Genomic DNA, 12,550 nt, shown 5'->3' on the forward strand with positions numbered 1-12,550 from the left:
ATCGACCGGCCCCGGTCTTTCCTGTGCCCACGCATCCGGCAGGCGCGCACCACGCCGGCCGGATGGCCTTGCTTTCTATTCGGCGGCGACGGCGGCGCCGGAGGCGCGTGTCTGGCCGGCCTTCTTGGCGCGGTATTCGTCATAGGCGGCGATCAGCATGGCGCCGTCCTGGTAGCGCGGCGCCCAGCCCAGATCGCGCTTCAGCCGCCCGGTCTCGCGCACGCACATCTCGTCGGCGATCAGATATTGCTCGGGATCCATGATCGGCAGGTTGATCAGGTCGAAAAAGGCAAGCGTCTTCTTCACCGCGAAAGCCGGCGTCGGCACCAGGATCGAGCGCGAGCCGGTGTGCTTGATCAGATCGCCGAGCAGCTTGCGCACCGAGGGCGGATTGTCCGAGCCGAGATTGTATTCGGCATTGGGCACGCCGCCCTTCCAGCCGAGATAGGCGGCATCGGCGCAGTCGAACACCGAGATGAACTGATACGGCACCTTGCCGGAGCCGATCATCGGCACCGGCAGGTTGGCGTCGATCAGCTTGAACAGCTTTTCCAGAATGCCGAGCCGGCCCGGACCGATGATCAGGCGCGGACGGAAGATGGTGATGTTGAGCCCCTTCTTGCGCCAGTCGAAGGCGAGCTGCTCCGTCGCCCATTTCGACTTGCCATATTCGCCGAGCGGCGCGGCCGGATGGTCCTCGGTCTGCGGCGATTGCACCGTATGGCCATAGATCATGTCGGTGGTGAACTGCACCAGCCGGGTGCAGCCGGCCTCATGCGTCGCCTTCATGATATTCTCGGCGCCGTAATAATTGACCGGCCAGAAGAACTCCCAGCGCTTGGCCCGCACCTGCAGCGGCGAGAGCATCTTGGCCGCCATGTTGTAGACCATGTCGTCAGGGGCGATGCCCACGGCCTGGACCTGGGCGAAATCGGTGACGTCGCAGCGCACATAGCGGGCGCGCTGGTAGAGCGGCAGGTCGGACTTGACGATATCGGCAATGACGACGTTTTCGCCATCGGCAATCAGCTTTTCCGCCAGATGACGGCCGACGAATCCGTCACCGCCAAAGATGATGTGGTTCATGCTGCGCTCCTGATATCCTTGGTCTTGGTCGCGGTGCCCTGAACGGCGGCGTCGGGCGCATGGCTCTCGGACGAGCGGCCGGACTGGGCGATGAAGAAGGTGCCGACGCAGATGAAGGCGATGCCGGCGATGCGCCAGGCATTGAGATCCTCGCGGAAGACGAAATAGGCGAAGATCGCCACCGCCACATAAGCGAGGCTGAGGAAGGGATAGGCGAAGGACAGCTCCACCTTCGACAGGACGAAGAGATGCGAGGCCATGGAAATGGCGAAGGTAACGAGCCCGGCAAAGACCCAAGGGTTGAACAGGATCTGGAAGATCCGCGCCACGGCCGTCTCCGCCGTGAAACTCAAGGGGCCGAGCGAGATCATTCCCTGCTTCAGCATCAGCTGCGCAGCCGCATTGGTCAGAACGGTGAAGAGAATGAAGGGAATATATTTCATAGGCACGCCTCTTTTTCTTGCATCGTCCTACAGATCAAAGCTGAAGAGCCCGGTAAACACGGCTCTCAATTTGATGACAGGCTTGACCAGGTCTTAAACAACATCGCAGCACTTTATCGTTTTCCGGCGGACCATCGGCATCGGACCGGAACCCTTTCGGCCTCAGCCACGCGGGAACGGCTACACGGTCAGGATGCATTTCTATACAGCATTGCGATCGAACCGGCGCGCTCGACAGCATCATATGCTTAATGTCACAGGCGCAGCGCGGTGCGGCGCCAGAAGTCGGAGACGAGCGCGGGATCGCGCAGCGCTTCCAGCTGTCGCCAGTCTGGGAAGGAGGCGGCGAAGACATCCGGCCGCATCCGCGCGTCCTTATAGGGGTTCACCGCCCCGCCGGCCGCCATCACAATTTCGTCGAGACGGTCGAGAAGCCTGAGTGTCGCCTCCCCCTGATTGGGGAAATCGAGCGTCAGGGTGAAGCCGGGTCGGGCAAAAGACAAGAGCCCCTGCGCCGGCTCGTCACCGAAGCGCTTGAGCACGGTCAGAAACGAGCCATGCCCAGCCCTGCGCGCCGTCTCCATCAGCCGCGCGGTGATCTCAGGCGCCTGCGCTTGCGGATAGACGCTCTGGTGCTGATAGAGGCCGCGGGGGCCATAGAGCCTGTTCCAGTCGCGCACGGCATCGAGCGGATAGAAATAGCCGGGCCATTTCACCGTGGTCACCGTTTCGCCCGGCTTTTCCTTGCGGAAATAGGCGAGATTGAAGGCCTTGAGCGTCAGCCGGTTGAGAAGGCTCACGGGCGGGCGGAAGGGCACGGCCAGCCGCAGCCCCTTGGGAACGTCGGGAAATTCGCAGGCGCCATCGGCATGATCGCCCGCGAGCAGAATACCGCGCCCGGCAGCCCGGCCGGCGGCGAGCTGGTCGATCCAGGCGACGGAATATTCGTGCTCGCCATCGATCCGGTCGATCATGCGGAAATAATCGTCCAGCCGATCGAAGCGGATCGCATGCTGCTGCACATGCGGCGACGGCACCTTCATCAGCCTGAGTTCCACCTCGCCGATCAGTCCCGTCAGGCCCATGCCGCCGATGGTAGCGCGGAAGAGATCGGCATTGTCCTGTCGCGAGCAGGAAAGCGACTCGCCTTCTGACCGCAGCAACGTGAAGGAGAGCACATGGCGGCCGAAGGTGCCGCGGCTGTGGTGGTTCTTGCCGTGAACATCATTGGCCAGCGCGCCACCGACGGTGACGAAGGCCGTTCCCGGCGTCACCGGCAGGAAGAAGCGATGCGGCACCGCCCGCTCCAGCACTTGGCGCAGGGTGACGCCGGCCTCGCAGCGCAGGATACCGGTGCCGGGATCGAAGGCGAGGATGCGGCTGCGCGGCCTGACATCGATCAGCCGTCCCTGGTCGTTGTGGCAGCTGTCGCCGTAGGAGCGGCCATTGCCGAAGGGCAGGAAGGCGTCCCGCCCGGCCGTTAGCCTCGCCTCCTCATAGGCATCGACGGAGATGGAGGCGCGCAGGCGCGGATCGATCCGGCCCCAGCTGGTGAAATCGGCGCTCACGTCAGCGTCCTCATCGCGGCCCCAGGGCGCCGGCCAGAATCAGCAGGGCGCCGATCGACATGATCACCAGGCTGCGCCAGTCGCGCATGATGAAGACCACGGGATCCTCATGCAGCATGCGCCGGCGCGCCATCATCCAGATGCGCAGCTGCATGTAAAGCACCAGCGGGCACAGAGGCCACAGTGCCCAGGGCAGCGCATACATCTCCATCATCTCCTTGCTGTGCACATACATGGCCAGAACCAGCGCGGAGGAGAAGGCGGAGGCGACGCCGGCCTGGCCGACCATTTCGAAATCGACCGGGCGATAGCCGCGGCCGGGCACCAGCTCGTCATCCGCGCGGCCGATATGTTCATGAAGCTCGACATAGCGCTTCACCAGCGCCAGGCTGAGGAAGAAAAAGATCGAGAAGGCCAGGAGCCAGAAGGACAGGTCGGTCTGCGTGGCGGCGGAACCGGCGGCGATGCGCATGGTGTAGAGACCGGCCAGCGTGAAGACATCGACCAGAAGCTTGCGCTTCAGCACGAAGGTATAGGCCGTCGTCGCCACCGCATAGAGCGCCAGCGTGCCGGCGAACTCGATCGGCAGAAGCGCCGTCAGACCGAGAGAGGCCAGCACGAGACTGAGCGCCAAAGTCAGCGCGATCGGCACGGAGATCTGCCCGCTCGCCAGCGGGCGATAGCGCTTTTTGGGATGATTACGGTCGTTGGTCAGGTCCGAGAGGTCGTTGATGATGTAGACGGCCGATGCCAGGAAGCTGAAGGCGAAAAAGGCCAGAACGGTGTTGATGAGCGCATCCATGTGCAGGATGGTGTGATTGAGCACCATGGGAACGCCGATCAGCACATTCTTGGCCCATTGATGCATGCGGATGCATTTCAGCGCCACGATCGCGCTTGTCGGGCCCGTATCCAGCCGTTCGGCATCATGCTTGCGCCACCAGCGCTCGGCAACGGGGTCCGGCGCCACGATGATGGCCCGGCGCGCGGCCTCGAACACCGGCACATCGTCGGCGCTGTTGCCCATATAGTCGAAGCCGGCCTCGCCATAGCGTGCCACCAGCGCATCGCGCTTGTTGTTGTGGGTGAGATTGTGTTCGGTCGACGAGTGGAGAATGGACGAGAACAGGCCGGTATGGGCGGCGACGCCCTGCGCGATGCACTCGGCGGCGCCGGTGACCAGCACGATCTCCCGACCCGCCTTCCGCTCGCGCTCCAGCCGCTGAAGCACCACCTCGCGATAGGGCCAGTCCTTCGCGGCGCGCCCCGTGCGCACGGCGACTTCGTGCTTCAGGCGCCCCTTGCCCCGCAGGGCCCAAAGGAGAAGGGAGAAGATCAAAAAGGGATTGCGCATCAGAACCACCGCGACGCCTTCCCAGAGCGTGTCGGTGGCCAGCAAGGTTCCGTCGAGATCGACACACAGCGGAATATGCCGCGCTTCGGTGCGAACATCCATTTTGTCTGCCCCAGCTAACATAAGGCCGTACCTTTCGGCCAAGGGGCTTTCCAAAATGCAAATGAGGGCGCTTGCCGACCCCGCGACCGGCGGGGATGGTTAACGAAGGGACGGCCGGCGCAGCAAAGCCTGATCGGACCCATGTCGCGGCTTTGAGAAGCCTGGTCTGCCATCCTGTTCATGTCCTGCTGAGGCACCCCGCCGGAACGCATCGACGGCTGATCGCCAAAAAAGACCAAAACCACAAGGCCCAGTGGCGGACCGTGCAAGCTCAAGTTTAATCGAGACCGCTCGTCGCACAAGCGAGATCGACAAGCAAACACGAAGGTTTGCGCGAGCAGGCACCGGGCCGACCGTCGATCCAGGCCGATGCACGGGGATCACCCGGACGTTTAGCGCGAAGCACCGGCCTTCCTGCCACGAGGATCTGGTGCCAAGACAAAAGCGCGAAGGCGGACAAGGTCCTGATCGCCTTCGCGATTGATCAAGGCTGTCCTGTCATCGGGGCTGTCCGGTCTCCTCTCCCGCGCCGAGGGGAGAAGCGGTCGCTATGCGCAGGCACGCCTCTATCGCGCGTCGAACCAGTTCAGCGTCTCGCGCCAGTCGGTCATGCGCACGGGCGTTCCATGCGTGCCCGAACGGAAAAGCACAAAGCGGGTGGGATAGCCGGCAGCCTTGAGCTGGCGATAGAGCGCGATCTGCGCCTCGGCCGGATAAACGCTGTCAGCGCTGCCATGGCTGAAGAACAATGGCAGGCGCGCCTGATGCGCGGCACTCTTGAGAAAGGCGGGATCGGCCGGGCCGGCCAAGATCATCATGCCCTGGAGATCGGCGACCGCCTGGCGATCGCGAGTGATGCCCCAGCAGATGAAGGTGCCCATCGAGGCGCAGGCCAGAATGACCGGCCGGCCCGGAGACTGGGTGGCGGCATGGTGGATCAGCGCAGCCACGTCAGCCACGCCGTTCTCGTCGAAGGAGCGCACGGTCGGGGCGTAATAGACGCCGCGGCCATTGACGGCGAGGTTCTTCAGCCGGTTGAAATTGCCGCCAAACGTATAGTCATTGGCGCCGAGCCGCCGGTCGCCGCCCCGGCCATGGATGAAGATCACGGTGAAGGCGGCGCCGCGCGCAGCCCCCACCCGCAGCACCTCGACCGACCGCCCGCCGGCATCGACGCTCTCGAAAGCCTGCTCGCTCTTCACCCCGAGCGAGACATAAGCCCGCTTTACCCGCCGCTCGGGAATGTCGTCCCGCTCATTGATGTCGCGCAGCTCCTGATAGTCGACCACGCGGAAATCGCCCTTGTCCTGCGACTCGACCAGCGCGGGATAGGCAAAAAGCGCATCCTTGTAGGGGCCGACCAGCTCGGCCGAGGCAGGCAGAGCGCTGCCGAAAAGCATCAGTGCCGCGAGAAAGCGCTTGACGCCAACAGGAATTGTGGACACGGACATAAAGAAATGTTCCTCTTTTGATCCGGGTCTTGCCATTCCGACCCGTCCGTCGCAAGACTTGCGGCGCCTTTTCCCGATCATCATCCCCGCGATCCCCCAGCGATTACCGACGAGTTCCATGGCCGACGACAAAGACCTCTTCTCGAGCATGACACCGCCCGCAGGCGCCGCGAAGGCGGCGACCAGGGCGGCCGCTCAGCCGGCGCAAGAGCCCGCAGCCGCCGCCCTGCCTGCGGTAAAGCGCGCCCCGCCCGTCGCATCGCCCGTCCCTTCGGGCCTTCCAGCCGCTGCGGCGGCCCCTGCCGTCAAGGGGTCCGATGGCGAGAGCTATGACGCCTCCGCCATCCGCGTCCTGGAAGGGCTGGAGCCCGTGCGCATGCGCCCGGGCATGTATATCGGCGGTACCGACGAGAAGGCTTTGCACCATCTCTTCGCCGAAGTCATCGACAATTCGATGGACGAGGCGGTGGCGGGACACGCCAATTTCATCGACGTGCATCTGGATGCCGAAGGCTTCCTCACGGTCACGGACAATGGCCGCGGCATTCCCGTGGAAAACCATCCGCAGGCGCCCGGCAAGTCGACGCTCGAAGTGATCATGACCGTGCTGCATGCCGGCGGGAAGTTCGACGGCAAGGCTTATGAGACCTCCGGCGGCCTGCATGGCGTCGGCATTTCGGTGGTCAATGCGCTGTCGGATCTGGTCGAGGTCGAGGTGGCGCGCAACCGCAAGCTCTATCGCCAGCGCTTTTCGCGCGGCCTGCCGCTCGGCGGGCTGGAGGAGCTGGGCGACGTCCAGAACCGGCGCGGCACGCGCGTGCGCTTCCGGCCGGATGCCCAGATCTTCGGGCCGGCGATGAAGTTCGATCCCGGCCGCATCTTCCGTATGTCGCGCTCCAAGGCCTATCTGTTCGGCGGCGTGGAAATCCGCTGGTCCTGCGAGGCGAGCCTGGTTGCCGGCACCGACATTCCGGAAAAAGCGGTGTTCCATTTCCCCGGCGGCCTGAAGGATTATCTGGCGGCAACGCTCGGCAAGGAATTCACCGTCACCCGCGAGATCTTCTCCGGCAAGACCGAGCGTTCGGGCGGCCATGGCTCGCTGGAATGGGCGGTGACCTGGTATGGCGGCGATCCGCAGCTGCATTCCTATTGCAACACCATCCCGACGCCCGAAGGCGGCACGCACGAAGCGGGCTTCCGCATCGCGCTGACCAAGGGGCTGAAGGCCTATGCCGAGCTGACGCAGAACAAGCGTGCGGCGGCGATCACCACCGACGACGTGATGATCTCGGCCGTGGGCATGCTCTCCGTCTTCATCCGCGAGCCGGAATTCGTCGGCCAGACCAAGGACAAGCTGGCGACCGTCGAGGCCCAGCGCATCGTCGAAAACGCCATTCGCGACCCGTTCGACCATTATCTTGCCGGCAATCCGGCCGAGGCCGCCAAGCTTCTGGATTGGGTGATCGAGCGCGCCGAGGAGCGGCTGCGCCGGCGCAAGGAAAAGGAAGTCAACCGCAAGAGCGCGGTGCGCAAGCTGCGCCTGCCGGGCAAGCTGGCGGACTGCACGCAGAACACGGCCGATGGCGCGGAACTGTTCCTGGTCGAGGGCGATTCGGCCGGCGGCTCGGCCAAGCAGGCGCGCAACCGCGCCAACCAGGCCATCCTGCCCCTGCGCGGCAAGATCCTGAACGTGGCCAGCGCCGGGCGCGAAAAGCTCTCGGCCAACCAGCAGCTTGCCGATCTCGTGCAGGCGCTGGGCTGCGGCACACGCTCGAAATACCGGCAGGAGGATCTGCGCTACGAGCGCGTGATCATCATGACCGATGCGGATGTCGACGGCGCGCACATCGCCTCGCTGCTCATCACCTTCTTCTATCAGGAAATGCCGGAGCTGGTGCGTGGCGGCCACCTCTATCTCGCCGTGCCGCCGCTCTACCGCATCACGCAGGGGGCAAAGACGCTCTATGCCCGCGACGACGCCCACCGGGTCGAACTGCTGAAGCGCGAGTTCAAGGGCAAGGCCAAGGTCGATATCGGCCGATTCAAGGGTCTGGGCGAGATGATGCCGGCCCAGCTCAAGGAAACCACCATGGACCCGGCCCACCGCACGCTGCTAAAGGTGGCGATCGACGAGGTGGACTTCGAGGGCACGCGCGAGGCCGTCGACAATCTGATGGGCACCAAGGCGGATGCCCGCTTCCGTTTCATCCAGGAGCGCGCAGCCTTCGCCGACAATCTGGATATCTGACGGCTGGGTCGCCGGGGACTTGCTCCCTGGGGACTGGTTTTCCGGGAAGTCGAAAGAACGGGTTGCGGCGCAGCCTGTTACTGGACCCGCCGCTCGCCCAGATCTTCGTAAAAGCGCAGGAGATAGCCGTCGGGGTCGGCGACCACGAATTGCCGGTTGCCGCTTTCCAGCCCCTCGCCCACATCGTACCATTTCTCTTCGAGCGGCAGATGCAGCGTGACGCCGGCATGGGTCAGCGCCGAAAGAATCCGATCGAGGGCGGCCACGCGGATCTGAAGATTGAGGCCGCGGCCGAAAGGCCTCTCGAGGGTCTGAATGCCGCTGTCGAAATCCCGTCCGAGGCCGATCTGGTCAATCATGATCTGCGCCCCGTCACGCTCGAGAAAGGCGAAGCCTTCGTCGGCGCGAATGTAGCGACAGGAGAAGCCCAGCAGATCACGGTAGAACATCAAGCTCACGCGCCAATCGCGTACGCTCAGCTCGGGCACGAGCACATTCGACATAAGCGGCAGTCTCCAGATTAGCGAGTCGGTGGGTGTCACGCATCTTCTAAAGGCCGGATGACAGGGTCAAGACGCACAAGATTGCTTGCATTGGATTATCGTCGCATGCCGGCCCGCGCCCGGGAGGCGCAGAGATGAAGCCGGCGCAGCATCCCGCGCCCGAGCATCGACCCGCACTCTTCCATGAGTGCCGCCGCCGCGCCTTGTTGAGACCTGTCATGTGGTTTCCGGCTGATCGCTTCGCGAACCGGAAACAAGAACCACCGAAAATCTCTGGCCGGAGCCAGATTTTCGCTGGACGGAATAGGGTTTCCGGTCTGATTAACCGGAAACCGTATCAGGCGGCGCCGAACTGCGCCTCGTAGAGCCTGCGATAGGCGCCTTTCGCCGCGATCAGTTCTTGGTGCGGCCCGGCCTCGACGATCCCGCCGCGATCGACCACGACGATGCGGGCCGCGTCGCGGATGGTGGCCAGGCGGTGGGCGATGATCAGCGTCGTGCGCCCGCGCGCCAGCTCGTTCAGCGATTGCTGGATCGCGCGTTCGGTCTCCGTATCGAGCGCCGAGGTCGCCTCGTCGAGGATCAGGATGGCCGGGTTCTTCAGGAACATGCGGGCAATGGCCAGCCGCTGCTTCTGCCCGCCAGAAAGCTTGACCCCGCGCTCGCCGATTACCGTATCGAGCCCCTGCGGCAGGGCGTCGATGACGCTCTCCAGCCGGGCGCGGCGCGCGGCGTCGACGATCTCGGCCTCGCTGGCGCCCAGCCGGCCATAGGCGATGTTTTCGCGAATCGTGCCGCCGAACAGGAAGACATCCTGCTGGACGATTCCGATCTGGCTGCGCAGCGAGGCGAGCGTCATCGCGCGAATGTCGATGCCATCGATGGTGATCGCGCCGCCGGTCACGTCGTAGAAGCGCGGCAGCAGCGAGCAGAGCGTGGACTTGCCGGCGCCGGAGGGGCCAACGAAGGCAATGGTCTCCCCCGGCGCGATGGTGAGCTCGATATGCGACAGCACGGGATCGCCCTCGCCATAGCCGAAGGAGACGTCGCGATAGGTGATCTGCCCTTTGAGCGGCGGCGCCACGATGGCATCGGGCCGATCGGCGATATCGGGCGCCGTCTCCATCAACTCAGTAAAGCGGCGAAAGCCGGCAATGCCCTTGGGATAGGTCTCGATCACCGAATTGATCTTCTCGACCGGGCGGAAGAACACACCGACGAGCAGCAGGAAGCTGACGAAGCCGCCATTCGACAGCTCGCCGCGCAGCACCAGCCAGGCGCCGGCGATCATTACGATCATCTGGATCAGGCGCATGCTCATATAGCTGAGCGAGGTGGAGGCGGCCATGATCTTGTAGGCCTCCAGCTTGGTGCGGCGGTAGTTCTGGTTGTCCTTTTCGAACAGCGCCTTTTCATGCGCCTCGTTGGCAAAGGCCTGGACGACGCGGATGCCGCCGACATTCTCTTCAATGCGCGCATTGAAATCGCCGACGCGGCCATAGAGCGCACGGAAATTGCGCGTCATCCGCCCGCCATAGCGGCTGGTGACCCAGGCGGTGGCCGGCACCACGGCGGCGGTGAGCAGCGCCAGCTTCCAGTTGACCGAGAGCATCAGCAGGAAGGCGCCAATGAAGGTCATGATGGCGATGAACAGATCCTCCGGCCCGTGATGGGCCACCTCGCCGATCTCCTCCAGATCCTTGGTCAGCCGGCCGATCAGATGCCCGGTCTTCTCATTGTCGAAATAGCGGAAGGAGAGCTTCTGCACATGCTCGAAGGCCAGCCGCCGCATGTCGGTTTCGATGTTGATGCCGAGCATGTGTCCCCAATAGGTCACGGTCGCCATCAGGCCGGTGTTGACGATGTAGATCAGCAGAAGACCGATGGAGGCGGCGAGAATCACCGGCCAGGCGCCGGAGGGCAGCAGTTCGTCGACGAACAGCTTGACCGCCATGGGAAAGCCGAGCTCGAGCAGGCCGGAGAGCACGGCGCAGCTGAAATCCAGCAGGAACAGGCCGCGATAGGGCCGATAATAGGCGAAGAACCGACGCAGCATCGACAAGTCTCCCTTGCGGGCGGCCGGCACAGGCCTGCAGCCCGCGCGACAGGCTGCCGGTACATTTTCAGGAAAAGACGGGCAGACAACCGAGGCAGGCAGCGGCCGGCGAAGCCGGACAAAGATGGCGCCTCTCCTCGCATGGAACGCGTCTCGCGCCAAGGAGAAAGATGCCAAAAGGAGTCAAGTTATAAGCCGGCAAAAAGCTTCGGCTCTTGCTCGTGCAGGATCCGCCGGACGGGCGGCACTGCGTGCGCGGGCCGAAGCAGACGGGAATGCAATCTCCCTTCCCGTCTGCGCGGCTGACGGACAGGCAAGCCTTCCCGTCCGCCTCGCTCAGGCCGCCAGCCGCCTCTCCATGAACAGGCTGAGCGGATCGGGCTGGTAGCTGCCGAAGGGCGCAATCTCTTCGAAGCCGGCGGAGCGATAGAGCGCGATCGCCTCGGGCTGGTAGATGCCGGTTTCGAGCCGCAGCGCATCGAGGCCCGCGCCCTGCGCCTCCTCCAGCAGCCGGTCGAGCAGCCGGCGGCCGATCTTCAGGCCGCGCGCGCTCTGATGCACGAACATGCGCTTGATCTCGGCCGTGCCGTCGCCGGCCTCCACCAGGGCGCAGCAGCCGACGATCGCCCCTTGATGGCGGGCGACGAAGAAGCGCACCTCGGGCTTTTCCAGCGTTGCCAGATCGACCATGTGGTTGCTTTCAGCAGGGTAAAGCGCGGCAGCATAGGCATCCGACAGCGCCAGCAGCTCCTCCACCTCCGGCTGGCGCGGCGTCTCCTGGGCGATCTCGACCGTCATATGTATTCCTTTCCTCATCTTTTTAGAGCACCGGTCCGGTTCCCGATTTCCGGTCAGATGCCAACAGTCTTTCTCAAGCCGCAAGGCGAAGGGTTCAACGCCCCGAGGCGCAGCATGGAAACAGGCTCTTGCCGGAAAGCGGCCGTGCCTGCAACGACATGGCCCGGCGCGACCCCGCAAAACGCCCGGCAGGGGTTCGCTCATGCCGCCGTCTTTTTCTACGCTGTTTCAGCACATCCGAAAAAGGCGGAGAAGCGCCGTATTTCGACCAGAGAGCGCCTCTAGCGTCAGGGTCACCCCTCCCCAGGATCGCCATGGAGATCTGCGCCTGTGATGTCGACCGCCCTTGTTGTCATGACCATCCTCGGCTGTGACGATGCCGTGACCTCCTGCCATTATGTCGAGACCGTCAAGGGCAGCTGGACCTCGATTTCCGCCTGTGACACGCATTCGCAGACCGTGCTGCCGCGCTTCACCAATCGGAGCTATCCCGTCATCGTCGCCCTGTGCGAGAAGCAGGACGAGGGCATCGTGGCACAAAGCGGCATGATTCCGGCGCCTCCCGCCGCTCCGGCCCTGCCTGAAGCGGGCGCGGATCTGGCAAGCGCGGCGGCGGTACCGCCCGCGCCGGTGCCGGCTGCGCCTGTCGGACAGGGTATCGCTGCCCGCGCGCCGGACAGCGTAGAACGGCCCTCCCCGACGACCGCGGCCCCCACGGCCACGACGCTGGAGCAGATCGACCCGGCGCCGGTTCCGCCGGAGCCGCCGGGACTAACGGCCATTCCGGCGCGTGCCTATGATTTCCTGCGCAACCAGTTGCCCGGCCGCGACGCCCTTCGCCGGACACTGACGGCCCCGGTTCATTATGTCGGCGAAGGCTATTCCTGGGTCGCGCACCGGATCGTGCCGGACAAGCCGTGAGGCAAGAGGCTGCGCGCCTC

The 12,550-nt window shown here is 64.3% G+C and carries 10 protein-coding genes; 2 read left to right on the top strand and 8 right to left on the bottom strand.

Annotated features, from left to right (window positions below):
* Nucleotides 1-75: 75 nt before the first annotated feature.
* The 5 genes from BJF92_RS11490 to BJF92_RS11510 form a co-directional block, all read right to left on the bottom strand.
* Nucleotides 76-1,086, bottom strand: a complete 1,011-nt coding sequence (locus BJF92_RS11490) for an NAD-dependent epimerase/dehydratase family protein (protein WP_075634880.1) — start codon at nucleotides 1,084-1,086, stop codon at nucleotides 76-78.
* Nucleotides 1,083-1,529 carry a DMT family transporter gene (locus tag BJF92_RS11495; protein WP_075634881.1) on the bottom strand — a complete coding sequence of 149 codons (447 nt, stop codon included), beginning with the start codon at nucleotides 1,527-1,529 and terminating at the stop codon, nucleotides 1,083-1,085. The genes BJF92_RS11490 and BJF92_RS11495 overlap by 4 nt, the downstream gene beginning before the upstream one ends.
* A 254-nt stretch (nucleotides 1,530-1,783) precedes the next feature.
* Complete coding sequence (locus BJF92_RS11500) at nucleotides 1,784-3,097, bottom strand: FAD-binding oxidoreductase (protein ID WP_075634882.1); 1,314 nt, start codon at nucleotides 3,095-3,097, stop codon at nucleotides 1,784-1,786.
* A gap of 10 nt (nucleotides 3,098-3,107) precedes the next feature.
* A complete protein-coding gene (locus tag BJF92_RS11505) occupies nucleotides 3,108-4,553 on the bottom strand; it encodes a UbiA family prenyltransferase (protein WP_075634883.1) in 1,446 nt (481 codons plus the stop codon).
* Between the two features lie 566 nt (nucleotides 4,554-5,119).
* Nucleotides 5,120-6,004, bottom strand: coding sequence for an alpha/beta hydrolase (locus BJF92_RS11510; RefSeq protein ID WP_075634884.1), 885 nt, complete (start codon nucleotides 6,002-6,004; stop codon nucleotides 5,120-5,122).
* 118 nt (nucleotides 6,005-6,122) lie between these two features.
* On the opposite strand from BJF92_RS11510, the gene parE reads away from it, so the two are divergent.
* The gene (gene parE, locus BJF92_RS11515) at nucleotides 6,123-8,252 is read left to right on the top strand and encodes a DNA topoisomerase IV subunit B (RefSeq protein ID WP_075634885.1); all 2,130 of its coding nucleotides are present in this window, start codon (nucleotides 6,123-6,125) and stop codon (nucleotides 8,250-8,252) included.
* Nucleotides 8,253-8,329: 77 nt separating this feature from the next.
* Here parE and BJF92_RS11520 read toward each other — a convergent pair whose 3' ends face one another.
* From BJF92_RS11520 to BJF92_RS11530, 3 genes are all read right to left on the bottom strand, one after another.
* Nucleotides 8,330-8,755, bottom strand: a complete 426-nt coding sequence (locus BJF92_RS11520; protein ID WP_078057987.1) for a bleomycin resistance protein — start codon at nucleotides 8,753-8,755, stop codon at nucleotides 8,330-8,332.
* 337 nt (nucleotides 8,756-9,092) lie between these two features.
* Nucleotides 9,093-10,811, bottom strand: a complete 1,719-nt coding sequence (locus BJF92_RS11525; protein WP_075634886.1) for an ABC transporter ATP-binding protein — start codon at nucleotides 10,809-10,811, stop codon at nucleotides 9,093-9,095.
* Between the two features lie 336 nt (nucleotides 10,812-11,147).
* Nucleotides 11,148-11,609 (bottom strand): GNAT family N-acetyltransferase, encoded by a 462-nt coding sequence (locus tag BJF92_RS11530; RefSeq protein WP_075634887.1) that lies wholly within the window; start codon nucleotides 11,607-11,609, stop codon nucleotides 11,148-11,150.
* A 333-nt stretch (nucleotides 11,610-11,942) separates the two neighbouring features.
* Between BJF92_RS11530 and BJF92_RS11535 the strand changes: the two genes are divergently transcribed.
* Entirely contained in the window at nucleotides 11,943-12,530 is a 588-nt protein-coding gene (locus BJF92_RS11535; RefSeq protein ID WP_075634888.1) for a hypothetical protein, read from the top strand.
* Nucleotides 12,531-12,550 lie beyond the last annotated feature (20 nt).

Source organism: Xaviernesmea rhizosphaerae (assembly GCF_001938945.1).
GTDB lineage: Bacteria > Pseudomonadota > Alphaproteobacteria > Rhizobiales > Rhizobiaceae > Xaviernesmea > Xaviernesmea rhizosphaerae.